This window comes from Pseudomonas abietaniphila (genome assembly GCF_900100795.1).
GTDB classification, from domain to species: domain Bacteria; phylum Pseudomonadota; class Gammaproteobacteria; order Pseudomonadales; family Pseudomonadaceae; genus Aquipseudomonas; species Aquipseudomonas abietaniphila.
On the sequence record NZ_FNCO01000019.1, the window covers coordinates 61,160 to 80,980 of the forward strand.

Here is a 19,821-nt window from a genome sequence, read left to right on the forward strand (position 1 = left end):
TTCAGGATCTGCAGACCCTACTAAGCCCGATTCGCGCGCATAAAAAAGCCCCGCTTGCTTCGCAACAGGCGGGGCTTTTCATTCACTGAAGATTACACGAGCGGCTTAGGCTCTTTGCTTTCTTCCAACATTTCACCGTGCTCGGTCACCACTTCCTTCGTGCTGACGTGCTCGTCAACCACCGGGGCAGGGCTCGCGATGGCTTCGACAGCAACAGGTGCTGGCTCGGCAACGACTGGCGCTTGAGGCGCAGCGCTTGCAGTGGCTTCAGCTTCCTTCTGCAGGCGCTCAGCCTCCAGGCGACGACGGCGAACTTCACGAGGATCGTTCGGCGCGCGGCCGGTGCTGGCCATCGGCAGTGCTGGCTTTTCAGCTGCGACGGGTGTCGGAGCTGGAGCCGGTTCGACCGCCACTGGCGCGGCAACGATTTCCGGAGCGGCCAGTTCAGCCGGTGCAGCCACAGGTTCGGCAACCACTGGTTTCTCGATCACCGGCTTCTCAATCACCGGTTCAGCGGCTTTCGGCGCTTCGACCGGCGCAGCAGGCGCAGCGACAGGTGTCTCAACGACCGGTGCCGGAGCAGGCGCTTCAACAACGGCAGGTGCTTCAACTTCTGCCGGGGTTTCGACCGACTCAGCCTGAGCGGCGGCTTTCACCTGACGTTCGAACGGGCTCAGAGAGGCGTCGAATTGCGCGACTTCAACTTCCGGCATGATCGAACGTTTGGCGGGCGCCGTCGATGCTTCCACGGCTGGAGCCTCGACGACAGGCGCTTCGGCCTTCTCGACAGGCGCGGCTTCAACAGCGGGCGCTTCGACAGCGGCGTTTGCGCGTTCAGCCTGACGGTGAGCGTCGGCTTCGGCCGGGGCGCTGATCACGCTTTCTGCCACGGCGGCGGTCACGGCCAGACCTGCAGCGAGTTCGCTGCTGTTGCCTTCGCTGCGAACGGTGTCGTCACCGGCTTCGGCCTGGTGCTCTTCGCTGCCTTCAATCACATCGCCGTTGGCGTCACGCTGACGCTCACGACGGTTGCTGCGACGACGCTGGCCACGGGAGCGACGGCGAGGGCGATCGCCTTCAGCGTGTTCCTGACCGTTTTCGTCCTGCTGTTCTTCGTTGCTCAACAGTGCTTCGTCTTCAACCGCTGCCGCGGCCTGCTCGGCACGTGGTTGACGTTCTTCACGCGGCGCACGTGGTTGACGCTCTTCGCGCGGTGCGCGCTCAGGACGTTCTTCGCGTGGCACGTTGACAGCCGGTGCGGCATCCAGTGGCTCACGCAGTTCACGTACGCGCTCTTCGCGCGGCTTGCGGTCTTCACGCTGAGCACGAGGCTGGCGCTCTTCACGCGGTGCGCGTGCCGGACGTTCTTCACGTGGAGCTGCCGTTTCGTCACGGGCTTCGCGTGACTCGCGCGGTGCGCGCTCTTCACGAGGGGCGCGTTCTTCACGCGGCGCACGCTCTTCGCGTGGAGCGCGTTCTTCACGCTCTGCACGAGGGGCGCGTTCTTCGCGAGGCTTGCGCTCTTCGTCGCGGCGACCGTTACGGCTGCGGCTCTGCTGACGACCGTTGCGACGCTCTTCGTTGCGGGCTGGACGCTCTGCAGCCGGTTTTTCAACCACGGCGGCCGGTGCGACAGGCTCTTCCTTGGTGGCGAACAGGCTGACCAGCGATTTCACCAGGCCTTTGAACAGGCTTGGCTCGTGGGCAACAGGTGCTGGCGCTGCCGGTGCGGCGACTTCGGCAGGAACCGGAGCATTGGCGCGTGCCGGTGCGGTCTTGACCGCGGCTTCCTGGCGAACCAGGGTCCGGGTTGCTGCTGTCGGCTGGACTTCTTCCACTTCGGCGGCGGCCGCAGCGATTTCGTAGCTGGACTGCAGGCTGTGGGCTTCCGGACTGTCATCACGCAGGCGCTGAACTTCGAAGTGCGGCGTCTCGAGATGATCGTTCGGCAGGATGATGATGCGTGCGCGGGTGCGCAGTTCGATCTTGGTGATCGAGTTGCGTTTTTCGTTGAGCAGGAACGCAGCAACCGGGATCGGCACTTGGGCGCGGACCTCGGCGGTGCGGTCTTTCAGGGCTTCTTCTTCGATCAGGCGCAGGATCGCCAGCGACAAGGATTCGACGTCACGGATGATGCCGGTGCCGTTGCAGCGTGGGCAGACGATGCCACTGCTTTCGCCCAGCGATGGTCGCAGGCGCTGACGGGACATTTCCAGCAGGCCGAAGCGCGAGATGCGACCGACCTGAACGCGGGCACGGTCGGCTTCCAGGCTTTCGCGGACTTTTTCTTCCACGGCGCGCTGGTTCTTGGCCGGCGTCATGTCGATGAAGTCGATGACGATCAGGCCGCCAATGTCGCGCAGACGCAGTTGACGGGCGATTTCTTCAGCCGCTTCAAGGTTGGTCTGCAGGGCGGTTTCTTCGATGTCGCTGCCTTTGGTGGCGCGTGCCGAGTTGATGTCGATGGACACCAGGGCTTCGGTCGGATCGATGACGATGGAGCCACCGGAAGGCAGTTCGACGACGCGCTGGAAGGCGGTTTCGATCTGGCTTTCGATCTGGAAACGGTTGAACAGCGGAACGCTGTCTTCGTACAGCTTGATCTTGCTGGCGTACTGCGGCATCACCTGGCGGATGAAGGTCAGGGCTTCTTCCTGGGCTTCGACGCTGTCGATCAGGACTTCACCGATGTCCTGGCGCAGGTAATCGCGGATCGCGCGGATGATGACGTTGCTTTCCTGGTAGATCAGGAACGGCGCGGCACGATCCAGGGACGCTTCCTTGATGGCGGTCCACAGTTGCAGCAGGTAGTCGAGGTCCCACTGCATTTCTTCGCTGCTGCGGCCAAGGCCGGCAGTGCGCACGATCAGGCCCATGTCGGCCGGTGCGATCAAGCCGTTGAGGGCTTCACGCAGTTCGTTGCGCTCTTCGCCTTCGATGCGGCGGGAGATACCACCGGCACGCGGGTTGTTCGGCATCAGCACCAGGTAACGGCCGGCCAGGCTGATGAACGTGGTCAGGGCGGCGCCCTTGTTGCCACGCTCTTCTTTCTCGACCTGAACGATGACTTCCTGGCCTTCGCTCAGGACGTCCTTGATGTTGACGCGACCTTCCGGGGACTTCTTGAAGTATTCGCGGGAGATTTCTTTCAGCGGCAGAAAGCCGTGACGCTCAGAGCCGAAGTCGACAAACGCGGCTTCAAGGCTGGGTTCGATGCGCGTAATCCGGCCTTTATAGATGTTGGCCTTCTTCTGTTCGCGGGCCCCGGATTCGATGTCCAGGTCGTATAGGCGCTGGCCGTCTACCAGCGCAACACGCAACTCTTCAGGTTGAGTCGCGTTAATCAGCATTCTTTTCATGTAGTACCGTCGGTTTCCGGGCTGCCGGAAACGGCGTTCGGCACACACGACTTCTCACGGTCGGTGTCAGGGCGCGTCAGGAGTGCTTGGACACTCCAGTGTCTAGCGATATTCGGCCAGCGGGGCCGTAGTCGCGACGACGTTTCCTGCTTGCTGTGGTGACAAATGACACCCTGTCAGCAAAAGCTTGGTCAGGAGGAGGAATCAACCATCGGTAGCGGACGATATGAAGCGTCTTGAATAAAGCCTTTTGCTACACAGTCCGACGGTTGTGCGTCTCCACCCCACACGTATCCCTGATAATTCGGGTGCTGCCGCGCGCTGAATCCGCAGCGGGTTTGCATTTACGCGATCTTCGATGGGAAGTTCACGCGTCATGGCTCAAATTAAGGCTTCGGTTTCCGAAGCATTCGCCCGGTGTGTCTGCCAGCGACTGCACTTTGTGAACTGGCCTTGAACATGGGCCTCGATGGCGAGTGATTCACTCTGCGATCGGGCTTGTTTCAGGCCTCATGTCACCTGCGCTCGTTACGCTTGCTGACGCTCCGTTGTCACCGAAAGCCCCGTAGGGCGGCCTCGCGCCCTCGTGAATTGCGTTGGGCAGGGCCGGCTGTCATACCGTTTGTCCGCTGTCCAGGCCGCTTTTGGCGGCGTTCGCGACTATAGCAGCAATCATTAAGTGCTTCAAATCCATAAAAAATTGTTATGATTTGCGCCATGACGAATATCACCCCCCCAACCCCCGGCGTTCAGCTGGTAGAGGTTGCGCCGGAACTTGCCGGTCAACGCATCGATAATTTTCTGATCACGTACCTCAAGGGCGTTCCCAAGACCTTGATTTACCGCATATTGCGCAAAGGCGAAGTGCGAGTGAACAAAGGCCGGATCAAGCCCGAGTACAAGCTTCAGGCAGGCGACATCGTGCGCGTTCCACCCGTTCGGGTGCCTGAACGTGACGAGCCTGTGCCCGTCGCGCAAGGTCTGTTACAGCGCCTGGAAGCGGCAATCGTTTACGAAGACAAAGGCCTCATTGTCCTTAACAAGCCTGCTGGCATCGCGGTTCACGGCGGCAGCGGCCTGAGTTTCGGCGTCATCGAAGCCTTTCGTCAGTTACGCCCCGATGCCAAGGAGCTGGAACTGGTCCACCGCCTCGATCGCGACACTTCCGGTCTGCTCATGATCGCCAAGAAACGCAGCATGTTGCGTCACCTGCACGAGCAACTGCGGGGCGATGGCGTCGACAAACGGTACATGGCACTCGTTCGAGGTCACTGGGCAACGTCGCAGAAGCAGGTACGTGCGCCCTTGCTCAAGAGCAACCTGCGCTCGGGCGAGCGCATGGTCGAGGTGAACGAAGAGGGCAAGGAGGCGCTGACGCTGTTCAAAGTGCTGCGCCGCTTCGGTGACTTCGCGACGATGGTGGAGGCGCGCCCGATCACCGGTCGTACTCACCAGATTCGTGTGCACGCCCTGCATGCTGGCCATTGCATTGCGGGCGACAGCAAGTATGGCGACGAGGACTTTTCTCGCGAAATTCGTGATTTGGGCGGCAAGCGTCTGTTCCTGCATGCTTATGCCCTGACTGTACCGCTGCCGGATGGCGGCGAGCTGAAAGTGGAAGCGCCCGTTGATGAAATGTGGGCCAAAACCGTGGAGCGTTTGCTGAGTGCGCCGTGATTACGAGCTGCTGATTTTTGACTGGGACGGCACGCTGTCCGACTCCATCGGTCGCATCGTCGAGGCCATGCGGGCCGCAGCCGAGTTGTCCGGCCGGCCGGTGCGGGACGACCTGGCGATCAAAGGCATTATTGGCCTGGGGTTGCCGGAGGCGATTCGCACGCTGTACCCCGACATCACTGCCAATGACCTGATCGATTTTCGTCAGCGCTACGCAGACAGTTACATGGCCATGGATGTCGAACCCTCGAAGTTGTTCGACGGTGTGCATGAGTCGCTGGAGGCCTTCCGTTCCGAGGGTTACCGGCTGGCGGTGGCGACCGGCAAGGCGCGTCGCGGCCTGGATCGTGTGCTCAAGGCCCATGGCTGGATAGATTACTTCGATGCGACTCGGGCCGCCGACGAGACGGCGAGCAAGCCTGACCCTCTGATGCTCAACGAAATCCTGCAGCACTGCGGCGTGCCGCCTGAAAAGGCGCTGATGATTGGCGATGCGTCGTTCGATCTGCTGATGGCGCGTAACGCCGGCATGGATTGCGTAGCCGTGGGGTACGGTGCGCAGGCGCTGGATTCGTTGCTTCAGTATGAGCCGCGTCTGGCGATCGAGCATTTTTCCGAATTGCGTACCTGGTTGGGTGCGCGGACTGCCGAATCTTCGTTGTTGGGGTAATTGATCTATGTCGGATGAATGGAAAGCACCGTCCTCGCAAGAGGGCGACGGCGAGCGCAAGGCCGATGCAAAGAGCTGGCAGTTGTTGGAAAAGACTTTGCTGGCCAGTGTTCAGGAGCAACGTCGCGCCCGTCGTTGGGGCATTTTTTTCAAATCCCTGACCTTTCTTTACCTGTTTGTAATGCTGGCGCTGTTTTCGCCGCTGATGGATTTCGGTAAAGGCGCATCGCGCACGACCAGTCACACTGCGTTGATCGAGGTGAAGGGCATGATCGCCGACACCGAGGCTGCCAGCGCCGACAACATTGTGGGCAGCCTGCGGTCCGCCTTCGAGGACGAAAAAACCAAAGGCGTGATCCTGCGCATCAATAGCCCTGGTGGCAGCCCGGTTCAGTCGGGCTACATCTATGACGAGATTCGCCGTCTGCGTGCGCAGAAGCCGAACATCAAGGTCTATGCGGTCATTACCGACCTCGGGGCTTCGGGCGCTTACTACATCGCCAGCGCTGCCGATCAGATTTACGCCGACAAGGCGAGCCTGGTGGGTTCCATCGGTGTCACAGCGGCCGGCTTCGGTTTTGTCGGCACCATGGAAAAGCTGGGGGTGGACCGCCGCACCTACACTTCGGGTGAGCACAAGGCGTTCCTCGATCCTTTCCAGCCACCGAAGCCCGACGAGACGGCCTTCTGGCAGGGCGTGCTGGACACGACGCACAAACAGTTCATTGCCAGTGTGAAAGCGGGGCGCGGCGACCGCTTGAAGGACAAAGACCATCCTGAGCTGTTCTCCGGTCTGGTATGGACGGGTGAGCAGGCTGTCGCGTTGGGCCTTGTGGACGGTTTGGGCAGTGCCAGTTATGTCGCGCGTGAGGTGATCGGCGAGAAGGAGATGGTCGACTACACCGTGCAGGAGTCGCCGTTTGATCGTTTCTCGAAGAAGCTGGGTTCAAGCGTCGCCGAACAGATCGCAATGTGGGCCGGGTTTAACGGTCCTTCACTGCGCTAAAGGCTCCCGGCAACAGAAAACCCGGCCATTGGTCGGGTTTTTTTATCGCGCAAGATGCGCCTTGGTCAGGGGATTTCGATGCCTTCTGCGGTGAGCATGTCGACCAGCCTTATTAAAGGCAGGCCGATCAGGCTGGTGGCGTCCGGGCCTTCAGTGCTGCGGAACAGGCTGACGCCCAAGCCTTCGGCCTTGAAGCTGCCCGCGCAGTCGTACGGCTGCTCGGCGTGCAGGTAGCGGCTGATGCGTGGCGGGCTGAGTTCACGCATGTGGACAGTAAACGGCACGCAGTCGACCTGGCACTGCCCTGTCTGGCTGTTGTACAGCGCCAGTCCGGTCAGGAAGCTCACACTTTTGCCGCTGCTCGCGCTGAGCTGTTCCAGGGCGCGCTCAAAGGTGTGCGGCTTGCCGAGAATCTGCTCGCCCAGCACCGCCACCTGATCCGAGCCGATGATTAGATGGTCGGGATATTTCGCTGCCAGGGCTCGGGCTTTTTCCTGTGCGAGGCGCTTTACCAGCGTTATGGCGGACTCGTGCGGGTGATGGCTTTCGTCGATGTCCGGCGACGCGCAGACGAACGGCAGGCGCAGGCGTTCGAGCAATTCCCGGCGATAAGGCGAGCTGGAAGCGAGGAGCAAAGGCAGCATGGGGTTCTCCAAAACATGAAAGTCGAGTGTAATCAGCGGGTCAGGTTGCGAACAGCCCTGAATTTCCTTTGACAGTCGAGGACCTCGTCCCTAGAATGCTGCGCCTATGTTGAATGACCCGATTCCACCTCACGTTGACCCGCGCAAATTAGCTGATCGTGGCACTACTCTTCAGGGAGAGATGCTGCTGGCTGATTTGGAGAGACTCTGCGACCCGCTTGCTGACAATCTCGGTACAGTGCAGGCGAAATTCGTTTTTGAGCGAGACGAACAGCGCGCTGTGGTTATCCACAGCGAGATCGACGTCGAAGTCAAAATGGTTTGCCAGCGTTGTCTTGAGCTGGTCACCTTTCCGATCCATAGCGAATGCAGTTACGCCGTGGTGAAGGAGGGTGCAAACACCCAGTCGTTGCCGAAAGGCTATGACGTGCTGGAACTCGGCGAAGATCCATTGGATTTGCTGGCGTTGATCGAGGATGAGCTTTTGCTCGCCTTGCCCATTGTGCCAACTCATGATCCGAAAGAATGCCAGCAGCCGGCGGGCCTCGATGAGCCCGAGCCGAGCGTGGACGAGGTAACGCGGTCCAACCCGTTCAGTGTATTGGCGCAGTTAAAGCGTGACCCAAACGTTTAGGAGTTAATCAATTATGGCTGTTCAGCAGAACAAAAAATCCCGCTCTGCCCGTGACATGCGCCGTTCGCACGACGCTCTCGAGGCTAGCACTCTGTCTGTAGAAAAAACCACCGGTGAAGTTCACCTGCGTCACCACGTATCGCCAGAAGGCGTATACCGTGGCCGTAAAGTGATCGACAAGGGCGCTGACGAGTAATTTCTTGTCCGCTCCGGTCATCGCGATCGACGCAATGGGCGGGGACTTCGGTCCCCGCAGCATTGTTCAGGCCAGCATTGCCTGCCTGCTCGCTACACCCTCGCTTCATCTGACCCTCGTCGGTCAAGCCTCCCTTCTTGAAGAACTCATCGCACGCCATTCCGGTGTCGATCGGTCGCGCCTGCTCGTCGTCAACGCCACGGAAATCATCACCATGGATGACCGGCCTTCGCTTGCGCTGCGCGGCAAGCCGGACTCGTCGATGCGTGTCGCGTTGCGGCTGTTGGCAGACGGTAAGGCGCAGGCGTGTGTCAGTGCCGGAAATACCGGGGCGTTGATGGCGCTCTCGCGGTTCGTGCTCAAGACCCTGCCGGGCATCGATCGTCCGGCCATGGTCGCGGCGATTCCGACCCAGCGTGGCTACTGTCAGTTGCTGGACCTGGGTGCGAACGTGGATTGCAGTGCCGAGAACCTTTACCAGTTCGCCGTCATGGGGTCGGTCGCTGCCGAGGCGCTGGGTGTGGCGCGGCCAAAGGTCGCATTGCTCAATGTCGGCACCGAGGACATCAAGGGCAACCAGCAGGTCAAGTTGGCGGCCAGTCTGCTGCAGGCCGCGCCGGGGCTTAATTACGTCGGGTTTGTCGAAGGCGACGGTCTGTATCGCGGCGAGGCCGATGTGGTGGTGTGTGACGGGTTTGTGGGGAATATCCTGCTCAAATCCAGCGAAGGCCTGGCCACCATGATCGGTGAACGGATCGAGACGTTGTTTCGCCGGAACGTGCTGTCCCGGGCCGTAGGTGCGCTGGCGATGCCGCTGCTCAAACGCCTCAAGGCCGATCTGGCGCCTGCGCGTCACAACGGCGCAAGTTTTCTGGGGTTGCAGGGCATTGTGGTGAAGAGCCATGGCTCCGCAGGCGCTCAAGGTTTTCAGAGCGCGATTCAACGTGCCCTGATCGAAATACAGGAGAATCTGCCGGAGCGCCTGCATGGACGTCTGGAAGAGCTGCTGTAACGTGTCTTGAGCTAGAATGTGACCCTTGTGACTGCTTGGTCATCCAACGGTTCAGTCGCAACACTTTGAATTACCTTGCGTTCGGTCTGACCGGACGTTCTTTTCGACGACAATAATCAGGGGCTTGTTAATGTCTGCTTCCGTCGCATTCGTCTTTCCGGGTCAGGGCTCGCAGTCCCTCGGCATGCTTGCCGAGCTGGGCGCGCAGTACCCGTTGATCCAGGACACGTTTAAAGAAGCCTCCGACGCTTTGGGTTATGACCTTTGGGCGCTGACCCAGCAGGGTCCGGAAGAAAACCTCAATCAAACCGACAAAACCCAGCCGGCCATTCTGACCGCTTCGGTCGCCTTGTGGCGTCTGTGGCTGGCAGAAGGCGGTGTGCGTCCTGCGTTCGTCGCCGGCCACAGTCTGGGTGAATACAGTGCGCTGGTGGCGGCTGGCAGCCTGTCGCTGTCAGAGGCCGTCAAACTGGTCGAGCGTCGTGGTCAGCTGATGCAAGAAGCCGTTCCGGCCGGGCAGGGTGGCATGGCCGCCATTCTCGGTCTGGACGATGCCGACGTAATTGCCGCCTGTGCCGAAGCGGCTCAGGGCGAGGTCGTCAGCGCCGTGAATTTCAACTCGCCGGGCCAGGTCGTGATCGCCGGTGCCAAAGCGGCCGTCGAGCGTGCGATCGAGGCCTGCAAGGCCAAAGGCGCCAAGCGTGCGTTGCCGTTGCCGGTCAGCGTGCCGTCGCACTGCGAGCTGATGCGTCCTGCCGCCGAGCGTTTCGCCGAGTCCGTCGCTGCCATCGACTGGCAGGCGCCGCAAATCCCTCTGGTGCAGAACGTCAGTGCCAGCGTGGTCTCGGATCTGGACACGCTGAAAACCGATTTGCTTCAACAGCTGTACAAGCCGGTTCGCTGGGTCGAGTCGATCCAGGCGCTGGCCGCCAACGGTGCACTGCAACTGGTCGAGTGCGGTCCAGGCAAAGTGCTGGCGGGTCTTAACAAGCGTTGCGCCGATGGCGTGAACACCCACAACCTCAATACCCCGGATGCCTTCGCCGCCACTCTCGCGGCGCTGGCCTGATAAGGAGAACCTGCATGAGTCAGGGTAAAGTTGCACTGGTCACCGGTGCGAGCCGTGGCATTGGTCGGGCGATCGCCCTGGAACTGGGGCGTAACGGCGCCATTGTGGTAGGTACTGCCACCACCGAGTCCGGCGCCGAAAAGATCACTGCTTACTTCAAGGAAAACAACGTCGAAGGCTTCGGTATCGCTCTCGATGTTGGCAGCGACGAGTCCGTCAGCGCTGTTCTGGCACAGATTCAGGAGCGCGTTGGCGCGCCGTTGATCCTGGTCAATAACGCCGGTATCACCCGTGACAACCTGATGATGCGCATGAAAGATGACGAGTGGCATGACGTCATCAACACCAACCTGACCAGCCTGTATCGCCTGACCAAGGGCGTTTTGCGTGGCATGACCAAGGCGCGTTGGGGCCGCATCATCAGCATTGGCTCCGTAGTGGGTGCCATGGGCAACGCAGGTCAAGTAAACTACGCCGCCGCGAAAGCGGGACTGGAAGGTTTCAGTCGCGCGCTAGCCCGTGAAGTCGGCTCGCGAGCAGTGACTGTCAACTCGGTGACCCCAGGGTTTATCGACACCGACATGACCCGCGAGCTGCCAGAGGCACAACGTGATTCCCTGACGAGCCAGATTCCTCTGGGGCGACTGGGGCAGGCAGAAGAGATCGCGCATGTGGTCGCTTTTCTTGCCTCGGAAGGTGCAGGCTACGTTACCGGGGCTACAATCCCCGTGAACGGCGGCATGTACATGTGACTCCCCGTATCGAAAAAATGTCATACGGGCTGTCTAAAATCCGTTATAAAGCTGAAATCTATTAAGGGGTTGAGGGTCGATGGGCGTAGCGGGAATTGCGTTGAGCTTGAAATACGCAAAACCTCTTCTATACACTTACCCATCGGCCAGCTGCCCGAATTTGTCCACTAGGAGTTAACACACGGTATGAGCACCATCGAAGATCGCGTCAAGAAAATCGTTGCCGAACAACTTGGCGTCAAGGCAGAAGAAGTCACCAACACCGCTTCTTTCGTTGAAGACCTGGGTGCCGACTCCCTTGACACCGTTGAGCTGGTGATGGCTCTGGAAGAGGAATTCGAGACCGAAATCCCTGACGAAGAAGCCGAGAAGATCACCACTGTTCAAGCTGCTATCGATTACGTTACTGCCCACCAGGCGTAAGATTTTGTAATCGTTGCTCGCTGTCCTGGAAAAACCGCACTGCCTCAGGCGTGCGGTTTTTTCTTTAAACAGGGCAGCGTTTCGTCCATAGAAAAAAGGAGAGTCCTGTGTCGCGTAGACGCGTCGTGGTCACCGGTATGGGTATGCTGACGCCATTGGGCAACGATGTGCCCAGTACCTGGCAAGGCATTCTGGCTGGCCAGAGTGGCATTGGCCTTATCGAACACACGGACCTTTCGGCTTACACGACTCGCTTCGGCGGTTCGGTCAAAGGATTCAAGGTCGAAGATTATCTGTCGCCCAAAGAGGCTCGACGTCTCGATCTCTTCATTCAGTACGGCCTGGCCGCCAGCTTCCAGGCGGTGCGCAATGCCGGTATCGAAATCACTGACGCAAACCGTGAGCGCATCGGCGTTGCCATGGGTTCCGGGATCGGTGGTTTGACCAACATCGAAAATACCAGCCGTCTGCTGCACGAGCAGGGGCCGGGCAAGATCTCCCCGTTCTTCGTGCCGGGTTCGATCATCAACATGATTTCCGGCTTCCTGTCGATTCACTTGGGCGCACAGGGGCCGAACTACGCCATTGCCACCGCGTGTACCACGAGTACGCACTGCATCGGCATGGCCGCGCGCAACATCGCCTATGACGAGGCGGATGTGATGATCGCAGGTGGCGCCGAGATGGCCGCCTGTGGTCTGGGAATGGGCGGCTTCGGCGCCTCCCGTGCACTGTCGACCCGAAACGACGAGCCTACCCGCGCCAGTCGTCCCTGGGACAAAGGCCGCGATGGTTTCGTACTGTCCGACGGCGCGGGTGCACTGGTCCTTGAAGAACTGGAACATGCCAGAGCCCGTGGCGCCACGATCTACGCCGAGTTGATCGGTTTCGGCATGAGCGGCGACGCCTTCCACATGACGTCGCCGCCGGAAGATGGCGCGGGCGCGGCACGCTGCATCACCAATGCCTTGCGCGATGCGAAGGTCACGCCGGATCAGGTCCAGTACATCAACGCTCACGGTACATCGACGCCGGCGGGCGATCTGGCCGAGGTCAACGCGATCAAGTCGGTCTTTGGCGATCACGCCTATAAACTGGCGGTGAGCTCCACCAAGTCCATGACCGGTCACTTGCTGGGTGCGGCAGGGGCCATCGAAGCGATCTTCAGCGTACTGGCAATCAATGGCCAGGTGGCGCCACCGACCATCAACCTTGATGAGCCGGGCGAAGGTTGTGATCTGGACTTCGTGCCTCATGAACCTCGCAACATGCCGATCGACGTTGTCGTGTCCAACTCCTTCGGGTTTGGCGGCACGAACGGCTCACTGGTGTTCCGCCGGTACGCCGAATGACAGTGTGCTGGATCGATGGCGCGCCTGCCGACGCTCTGCCCGTAAAGGATCGAGGGTTGGCCTACGGCGATGGTCTGTTCGAGACCCTTCTGGTCAAGGCGGGCCAGCCATTGCTTTTCGAGCGTCACTTGCAGCGGCTCGCGCTGGGTGGACGACGCCTGGCGCTGAACCTCGATCTGGCGTTGATTGAGCGGGAATGCCGGACATTCGCGGTGCAGATGAGCGAAGGCGTGATGAAGTTGATCGTCACCCGTGGCGATGGCGTGCGCGGTTACGCGCCCGCCGTCGATGCCCAGCCGCGGCGGATCCTGCAAAGCAGCCCGCTGCCGCTCTACCCTCAGGAAAATGCCGAACAGGGTGTACGCCTTTTTCCCTGCAAGACCCGTCTCGCTGAACAACCGCTGTTGGCAGGCCTCAAACACCTCAATCGTCTCGAGCAAGTCATCGCCCGCAGTGAGTGGAGCGACGCGGAACATGCCGAGGGCCTGATGCGCGACACCTCTGGCCGGGTCGTTGAAGGGGTCTACAGCAATCTGTTCATGGTCAAGGGCGGCGTATTGCTGACGCCGGACCTGACGCGCTGCGGGGTCGCGGGTGTGATGCGGGGCGAGTTGCTGACCCTGGCCGAGCAGGCAAACATGCCGGCCCGCGCACTTGACCTCCACGTGTCCGACCTGCAAAAGGCCGATGAAGTCTTCGTCTGTAACAGCATCTATGGCATCTGGCCTGTTCGTGCGTGCGAGCAACTGAACTGGCCGGTTGGACCGGTCACCCGTAAACTGCAAAACCTCGTTCGCGGGCTTCTGGATATCTGATTCGTGATCCGAAAATTATTTGTCTTGCTGGAAACCGGTGTGATTCTGGCGGGGCTGTTACTGGGTCTTGCCTTTTGGCAGCAGAACACCGCGCTGCAACAACCCTTGAATTTGACTCAAGAGCAATTGCTCGATGTGCCGGCAGGCTCGTCACCGACGGGTGTGCTCAATCGTCTGGAAGCCGACGGCGTCATCAAGGATGCGTTCCTGTTGCGCCTTTACTGGCGTTTCAATCTGTCTGGGCAGGCGCTGCACAGCGGTGAATACCGCATGGCGCCGGGCATGACGGCAAAGTCGTTGCTGACGCTGTGGGAAAAGGGCGAGGTCGTGCAGTACAGCCTGACGCTGGTCGAGGGCTGGACGTTCCGTCAGGTTCGCGCGGCACTCGGGAAACAGCCCAAGCTCGAACAGACCCTCAGCGACCTGAGCGACAGTGAGGTAATGGCTAAGCTCGGCCATCCCGACGTCTTCCCCGAAGGTCGCTTCTTTCCGGACACCTATCGCTACGTTCGCGGCACGACCGATGCTGAATTGCTCAAGCAGGCGTATAACCGGCTCGATACGGTGCTTCAGGAGGAATGGGAGAAACGAGCGGCGGATGTGCCTTATGTCGATCCGTATCAGGCGTTGATCATGGCGTCATTGGTTGAGAAAGAGACGGGCGTACCGCAGGAGCGTGGGCAGATCGCCGGTGTTTTCGTGCGACGACTGCAGCAAGGCATGCTGTTGCAAACCGATCCAACAGTCATTTACGGGCTCGGCGAACGCTACAACGGCAAGATTACCCGCGCGTTTCTGAAGGAAGCCACGCCTTACAACACCTATGTCATCTCCGGTCTGCCACCGACGCCCATCGCCATGGTCGGCCGCGAGGCCATTCATGCGGCCATGAACCCCGTGGCAGGCAGCAGTCTGTACTTTGTTGCACGAGGGGACGGCAGCCATGTGTTCTCCGACAATCTGGAGGCTCATAACGCGGCCGTGAAGGAGTTTCAGCTCAAGCGTCGGGCCGATTACCGCTCCAGCCCTGCGCCTGTCGTTCCCGCGCCGGGCGTCGATGCTGTGCCGACGGTCGAGCAGCCTGCGACCGACACGGCGCCCGCGCCTGAGTCGACAGATCCTCAGCCACAGCCGGCTGAGCAGAAGACGCCGAAGCCCGGGGCGACCGAGCAACCTGATGCGCCGACCGACTCAAGTGACAAGGTCGAGAAGAAGGGCGAGCAGAGCCCGCAATGAATCTGATTAAGGACTGCCTGTGACCGGTTTGTTTATTACGCTGGAAGGTCCCGAAGGCGCGTTACATCTCTTAGCCTGATAATGTAAACCAAACCCAATATAATCTCTTGTGCTACCATGTCAACCTGTCATGGGGCGTGCTTGCGTTCGACCCGCAGTCGCCCAGATGGAGTGATCCTGAAATAAACCCTGCAGGTTTCTTGACGAATACATCTCCCATGACCATGATGTAAACCACATTCAGGTTTCATTGGTGGTGAATCTCATGGCAACAGGCCGCTTCATCGTTTGCGACGGTAACAACGGCGCAGGAAAGTCATCGGTCATCGCAGACTTGCGCGAGTGGCTGAGTGCGGCGGGTCATGAAGTCATGGTCACTCGTGAACCTGGTGGGACACCTATCGGCGAGAAGATCAGGGAAGTTGTGCTCAGCCCTGAAACCCCCGAGTTGTGCGATACCACTGAGTTGCTCCTGTTCGCCGCAGCAAGAGCTCAACATCTCCAAGAGAAGATCATCCCAGCGATTGAGGCCGGGGTGATCGTCATCTGTGATCGTTTCACGCCTGCCACAATCGCTTTTCAGCACTATGGAAGGGGGTTGCCACTGGATCTGGTGCAAGCCATCAATGGCATTGCTCTCAATGGCTTTAAGCCCGACCTGAACATCATCCTTGACCTTGATCCTATTCTCGGCATGCAGCGTGTAGCTTCCCGGGGAGGGAAGTTGGACAGGATGGAAATGCAAAAGACCGAATTCCTTTCCCGCGCACGCGAAGGATTTCTTCGTCAAGCAAAGGAAGATCCAGTTTCATTCACTATAGTGGACGCTTCCCGGAGCTTTGATTCAGTCGTCAAAGACGTCAGGTCTGCTGCCCAGGCCCTCCTCTCGCGCCTGGCCTGAGGAAAACATCATGCGATACCTCTCCATGTATCGCTCCGAAGAGTCAGCAACCTCCGCAGACTCAATAAAAATCAGTGCGACTTATTATACTGAGCATCCACTTTTTAGCTTTTTGAATGCTCTGTGCTGCGCTTTGCACTACGTGTTTATCAGGTATGTCCCCGATCTTTCTTATTCAAAAGGATATGAACTGCGCACCGCGATTGTTGAGTTTCTGAAATTCAGGGAGCAGCACAATGCTCGGCTTCATCCTTCTCTTCATATAAATAAAATTGAAGATATTGGGGTGGAGGAATTTCGGCTATTTATCGACTATCTCAGGCGCATTGGTAGAAGCCTTTATCCAGCCGTACGTCTTCGAGCAGCGCTGCAAAAAGTTGCGAAAAACAACGATGACGGCCTGCCCCTGTTAACAATACCAGGCGTAGGAGCTAAGTCTGATAGTCCGAGAGAGCCTCTCGCCTTGTCGACTGATCAAGAGTTTTACTCGTTTATGGATAAAGAAGTATCAAGGCTCATAGTAAAACTTCTTTTTCGGGGCAAGGTTAAGCGTGCAGCCCCGTATAGCTCCCAAGAGATTATCAACATCAGGGACAAGTTGATGAGTTTGGAGGGTGAAGGATCGTCGGCATGGACAATTGATCCGGTTCGTGCCATGAGAACGCTCTTAGACGCGGGATATCCATTTGGCTGCAGTAGGCCAATATCTGATACGCTGAGAAACGGGTTGCTGCGAAAAAAATGGGTAAAGCGAATTACATCTCCCGAACACTTTGTGTTGAGCTGCTGCTTGCCCTATTCATATTCACAGCTGAGACGGCGCGCTCCAAATTGCATCAGTTACACTGATTTGATGGAGAAGTATTATCCAACATCAGAAGATCATGCTGCATTGGCCTGTTTCATTCAGCGCCTGTGTGGGTGGAATAAAGAATCTGTATTGAATTTAGATAAGGATAGATTCCTACATCCGCTCTCAGAAGTGGCTAATTCCAACGTCGTCATGATTGTTTCAGAAAAAAGAAAATCACAGTCGAGCGCTAAGAGGCACGAGTCTCCTAAAACGGTTTGGGCGACGTCTACCAAAAAAGGCCCCCGTTCTGGGTACTATTTGATTCTGATGGCGAAACAATTGTCTGAACCTCTTCACGAGATTCTCCAGAGGAGTGATGGTGTACCTGGCGACGATGTAAGGAGGAGTTCACCCTTCCTGTGTCTCGCCGAGGACAGCTCAGGTTGGGCGTTAAGTGAGCCGGAGCCTAATATCCGCATCTACTCACTTAATACAACCACATATTGGAATGGCGGTGTGGCGGGTTTTTTAGAAAGAGCCCAGCTATATGAGAATGGCGAATTGATTAAAAGCGCTATTGATCTCGAGGGTCGCTTGCGTGTCACGTGGGAGTATAACGACGCCAGAAATTCAAAACACCCGCTATCGCTGATTGCGTTAAAGATGGGGCACAATGATATAGAGACGACCAGTACGCACTATGACAGCTCTGGTAAGGCTATAAGCGATCGGAAAGAGCGTTTCCGAGAGATCCAGGAAGATGTCTTGGTGCGGTTTCGCGACGGAAAATTCCAAGGGACGATTGCAAGCACGGGTCGACCCAGGCCGAGTGATCCCACCTTTCGAATCTTGACGATCATAGGGCACGAGAGAGCGTTGTGGGCATGTGTCGATTCCAGCAGTCCAGATTTCCCTGGCGCTGAGAAGCTCGAGTCTGGAGAGCGTTGTACAAAGGTAGACAAATGCTGGGGGTGCAAGCAGATCTATCTTCTGGGAGATTCCTTGCCTTTTCTCATGGAACGGTTGTCGACGCTTGAGCGCGCCGTTGAAGCAGACGACGCCCTTTATGATGAATGCCGGGATGAGATTAGTGTGCTGGAGTATGTTCTGAGGAATTGGGGCGATGAAACGGCTACCACTGACGCGCTCACATACATGCGGAAATATGAAGCATTGTTGCCGTTCGATATGAAATCACTGATTCCTTTTGTTGAGGACTAAGTCGTGAGCAAATACGGTGAGGATTCATTTCAGGATATATTAGATGAAATCGAGCGTGAAGCACGGGACGCGGCTGACGCTTATTTTTCTGATCTGTACAACGCTTGTCATGGCGCCGGTCAAGATGCTCCGTCTCAACGCCTCAGTGGTCTCTTGACAAAATTAGCTGTTGATCCTGATGGAGAGTTTCCTGTATCAGAATATTCTGTGTATTCCGATGGCCACTGGGTTTTGTTGCGGGCTGAAGGTTTCAAAGATGTTTCTTTGTCTATCGAAAATTCCCCTTCAAGCCTTCATGGGTTAAAGAGGGTAATCTGCTATCACTTGCTTCCCGCGTTTAATCCAACGGGAACAGTACGTAGCTTTCGGTCATCTTCATCATATGCGCATGGTTTCAAATATATGGAGAAATTTTTATTCTCTCCAAATTATCTTGGAGGTTCCGCTGAGGACGTGAGTGCTATCAGCGCAACTACCCTGAATGAGGCGCTAGACGACGCCCGAGATTCTGGCGTCAGTCGTGCGTACGTGAATCTTTTCTTTTTATCATGTTTCTGGATTTTTTTATCTAGCAGTAAAATTATTCCTTTGGAGTATCAGCTAGATGTGAAACTAGGTGAGGTTGATACGGTTGCTCGCCGACAAGATATTCAAGAAATGATCCGTTCAACGTTCGTTGGCTGGAAACCCTATTCTGATGACGAGTTGAAAGATATGCTGAGTTATGCATTCTTTTGGATCGACAAAGGAATACCGGTTATGCAAAAAATCTTGTCCTACGCCGCGAGAAATCCCGATATTAAAAAGCAGTTTTATCTCCAGGGTACGCCGAATCTTACTTTTGAACGTTTGTTAGGTAAAAGAGTTGATGGTGTTGAAATTGTGGGTTTTTCCCGCACTGAACAGGTTAAGCAGTACGAATCAAAAAAAACAGCGTGCACAACAGAATATACTCAATACCGGTATTCTTGGAGGCAACGTTTTGCATATGCCGTAGATAGGGTGCGGAATGCGATATTCATCCTATGTTGCACCATGACTGGGCTCAGAAAGCGAGAACTGGCGCCATTGCAATTTGATGATGTTTCTCAGCGGAGTGACGGTCTGTGGTATTTGTCATTCGTACGTTACAAGACCAGTGATGATCCTAACTATTTCGGAGAAGCAGATGAAATATCTCTTCCGAGCTATTTGGGCGAAGCGATTGAATCGTACAAACAGCTTCGGCAGTACGACGGATTTATGATGAAGGGGTACCTATTTCAACCGGTGATTGCAACTCACGAGCTCAATCTAACAGATCGAATGATCACCAAGCTTGCCATTAATCTTTCAGCTGAAGTCGGTGTTGATGGTCTGCATGTTCATCGGTTCAGGAAAACCATTGCTGAAATTTTGATTAATAGGTCGGAGCGAAATATTGATCTTGTAAGGATGATATTTGGGCATTCTAGTTATGTGATGGGAATGAGGTATATATCCCGTAACCCATTTCTGGTTTCGTCAGTTGTCGAAACTCTCAAAGAGCATTTTGCTAAGGACTTTGTGGACATTTTGAGTGCGATGAGCACAGGTGTCTACGCTGGTGAAACTGCAAATGAACTTGCCGCACAAGTCAGCCAACGGCCAGATCTCTTCGTAGGGAAAATCCTCAAAACAACAGTCCTTCAATACGTGACCCACATGTTCGAAGGTGGCGAAGCATTCATGGTACAGCGCACGGCTCTCAGGACGTTCTGTATGAGCGGGCTTGTTGAGAACGGCGACAGCTTGCCGCCATGTCTTGCTCATCGAGAAAAACTTATATTTCCTGTTCGTCCTGATGTTACTAACTGCCAGATTCAGTGTTCCCGCAACCTCGTGCTGGAATCGGCGGCCAGCGCTATTGAGCAAAACCTGAAATTTTACCGTTCTATCAAGGTTTCAGCCGGAAAGCTTTCTCAAGCAGCGTTGTTTGAGTTAGATCAGAAAATCGCGATCAACGAAAAATTGCTTGATGAACTTTCCCAGCCGAAGCCTCCAAGCTTCGCTAAAAAAGCTTTGCGGAGCGGAAAGAACTGA

At 57.0% G+C, this 19,821-nt stretch carries 17 protein-coding genes; 15 read left to right on the forward strand and 2 right to left on the reverse strand.

Translation table 11 applies throughout. From position 1 onward, the window contains the following. Nucleotides 1–92: 92 nt before the first annotated feature. Entirely contained in the window at nucleotides 93–3,359 is a 3,267-nt protein-coding gene (rne, locus tag BLS87_RS27705; protein WP_208605210.1) for a ribonuclease E, read from the reverse strand. 717 nt (nucleotides 3,360–4,076) lie between these two features. Between rne and rluC the strand changes: the two genes are divergently transcribed. The 3 genes from rluC to sppA are packed head-to-tail and all read left to right on the forward strand — an operon-like array spanning nucleotide 4,077 to nucleotide 6,712. Next, nucleotides 4,077–5,036, forward strand: a complete 960-nt coding sequence (gene rluC, locus BLS87_RS27710) for a 23S rRNA pseudouridine(955/2504/2580) synthase RluC (protein ID WP_074757743.1) — start codon at nucleotides 4,077–4,079, stop codon at nucleotides 5,034–5,036. Next, on the forward strand, nucleotides 5,026–5,706 hold the full coding sequence (locus BLS87_RS27715; RefSeq protein WP_074757745.1) for an HAD-IA family hydrolase: 681 nt from the start codon (nucleotides 5,026–5,028) through the stop codon (nucleotides 5,704–5,706). Before rluC ends, BLS87_RS27715 begins: the two co-directional genes overlap by 11 nt. 7 nt (nucleotides 5,707–5,713) lie before the next feature. Continuing rightward, complete coding sequence (gene sppA / locus BLS87_RS27720) at nucleotides 5,714–6,712, forward strand: signal peptide peptidase SppA (protein WP_074757747.1); 999 nt, start codon at nucleotides 5,714–5,716, stop codon at nucleotides 6,710–6,712. 65 nt (nucleotides 6,713–6,777) lie between these two features. Here sppA and BLS87_RS27725 read toward each other — a convergent pair whose 3' ends face one another. Beyond that, a complete protein-coding gene (locus tag BLS87_RS27725) occupies nucleotides 6,778–7,356 on the reverse strand; it encodes a Maf family protein (RefSeq protein ID WP_074757749.1) in 579 nt (192 codons plus the stop codon). Between the two features lie 106 nt (nucleotides 7,357–7,462). On the opposite strand from BLS87_RS27725, the gene BLS87_RS27730 reads away from it, so the two are divergent. The 12 genes from BLS87_RS27730 to BLS87_RS27785 all read left to right on the forward strand — a co-directional run bounded on the left by BLS87_RS27730 (nucleotide 7,463) and on the right by BLS87_RS27785 (nucleotide 19,821). Further along, entirely contained in the window at nucleotides 7,463–7,990 is a 528-nt protein-coding gene (locus BLS87_RS27730) for a YceD family protein (protein WP_074757751.1), read from the forward strand. A 13-nt stretch (nucleotides 7,991–8,003) separates the two neighbouring features. Beyond that, nucleotides 8,004–8,186, forward strand: coding sequence for a 50S ribosomal protein L32 (rpmF, locus tag BLS87_RS27735; RefSeq protein WP_003179396.1), 183 nt, complete (start codon nucleotides 8,004–8,006; stop codon nucleotides 8,184–8,186). 4 nt (nucleotides 8,187–8,190) lie between these two features. Then, on the forward strand, nucleotides 8,191–9,198 hold the full coding sequence (plsX, locus tag BLS87_RS27740; protein ID WP_074757753.1) for a phosphate acyltransferase PlsX: 1,008 nt from the start codon (nucleotides 8,191–8,193) through the stop codon (nucleotides 9,196–9,198). A 130-nt stretch (nucleotides 9,199–9,328) separates the two neighbouring features. Then, nucleotides 9,329–10,267 carry an ACP S-malonyltransferase gene (fabD, locus tag BLS87_RS27745; protein ID WP_074757754.1) on the forward strand — a complete coding sequence of 313 codons (939 nt, stop codon included), beginning with the start codon at nucleotides 9,329–9,331 and terminating at the stop codon, nucleotides 10,265–10,267. A 14-nt stretch (nucleotides 10,268–10,281) separates the two neighbouring features. Beyond that, the gene (gene fabG, locus BLS87_RS27750; RefSeq protein WP_074757756.1) at nucleotides 10,282–11,019 is read left to right on the forward strand and encodes a 3-oxoacyl-ACP reductase FabG; all 738 of its coding nucleotides are present in this window, start codon (nucleotides 10,282–10,284) and stop codon (nucleotides 11,017–11,019) included. A gap of 186 nt (nucleotides 11,020–11,205) precedes the next feature. Then, a complete protein-coding gene (gene acpP, locus BLS87_RS27755) occupies nucleotides 11,206–11,442 on the forward strand; it encodes an acyl carrier protein (protein WP_074757758.1) in 237 nt (78 codons plus the stop codon). Nucleotides 11,443–11,549: 107 nt separating this feature from the next. After that, nucleotides 11,550–12,794 (forward strand): beta-ketoacyl-ACP synthase II, encoded by a 1,245-nt coding sequence (gene fabF / locus BLS87_RS27760; RefSeq protein WP_074757760.1) that lies wholly within the window; start codon nucleotides 11,550–11,552, stop codon nucleotides 12,792–12,794. Continuing rightward, complete coding sequence (gene pabC, locus BLS87_RS27765; protein WP_074757763.1) at nucleotides 12,791–13,609, forward strand: aminodeoxychorismate lyase; 819 nt, start codon at nucleotides 12,791–12,793, stop codon at nucleotides 13,607–13,609. The genes fabF and pabC overlap by 4 nt, the downstream gene beginning before the upstream one ends. Nucleotides 13,610–13,612: 3 nt before the next feature. Then, entirely contained in the window at nucleotides 13,613–14,845 is a 1,233-nt protein-coding gene (gene mltG, locus BLS87_RS27770; protein WP_074757765.1) for an endolytic transglycosylase MltG, read from the forward strand. A gap of 265 nt (nucleotides 14,846–15,110) precedes the next feature. Next, a complete protein-coding gene (gene tmk / locus BLS87_RS27775) occupies nucleotides 15,111–15,746 on the forward strand; it encodes a dTMP kinase (RefSeq protein ID WP_074757767.1) in 636 nt (211 codons plus the stop codon). 10 nt (nucleotides 15,747–15,756) lie between these two features. Beyond that, a complete protein-coding gene (locus BLS87_RS27780) occupies nucleotides 15,757–17,760 on the forward strand; it encodes a hypothetical protein (RefSeq protein WP_074757769.1) in 2,004 nt (667 codons plus the stop codon). A gap of 3 nt (nucleotides 17,761–17,763) precedes the next feature. Then, nucleotides 17,764–19,821, forward strand: coding sequence for a tyrosine-type recombinase/integrase (locus BLS87_RS27785; protein ID WP_143024495.1), 2,058 nt, complete (start codon nucleotides 17,764–17,766; stop codon nucleotides 19,819–19,821).

Coding starts and splice junctions, on each gene's coding strand:
- rne (WP_208605210.1), bottom strand. CDS start 3,359: ATGAAAAGAATGCTGATTAACGCGACTCAACCTGAAGAGTTGCGTGTT.
- rluC (WP_074757743.1), top strand. CDS start 4,077: ATGACGAATATCACCCCCCCAACCCCCGGCGTTCAGCTGGTAGAGGTT.
- sppA (WP_074757747.1), top strand. CDS start 5,714: ATGTCGGATGAATGGAAAGCACCGTCCTCGCAAGAGGGCGACGGCGAG.
- BLS87_RS27725 (WP_074757749.1), bottom strand. CDS start 7,356: ATGCTGCCTTTGCTCCTCGCTTCCAGCTCGCCTTATCGCCGGGAATTG.
- BLS87_RS27730 (WP_074757751.1), top strand. CDS start 7,463: ATGTTGAATGACCCGATTCCACCTCACGTTGACCCGCGCAAATTAGCT.
- rpmF (WP_003179396.1), top strand. CDS start 8,004: ATGGCTGTTCAGCAGAACAAAAAATCCCGCTCTGCCCGTGACATGCGC.
- fabD (WP_074757754.1), top strand. CDS start 9,329: ATGTCTGCTTCCGTCGCATTCGTCTTTCCGGGTCAGGGCTCGCAGTCC.
- fabG (WP_074757756.1), top strand. CDS start 10,282: ATGAGTCAGGGTAAAGTTGCACTGGTCACCGGTGCGAGCCGTGGCATT.
- acpP (WP_074757758.1), top strand. CDS start 11,206: ATGAGCACCATCGAAGATCGCGTCAAGAAAATCGTTGCCGAACAACTT.
- pabC (WP_074757763.1), top strand. CDS start 12,791: ATGACAGTGTGCTGGATCGATGGCGCGCCTGCCGACGCTCTGCCCGTA.
- tmk (WP_074757767.1), top strand. CDS start 15,111: ATGGCAACAGGCCGCTTCATCGTTTGCGACGGTAACAACGGCGCAGGA.
- BLS87_RS27780 (WP_074757769.1), top strand. CDS start 15,757: ATGCGATACCTCTCCATGTATCGCTCCGAAGAGTCAGCAACCTCCGCA.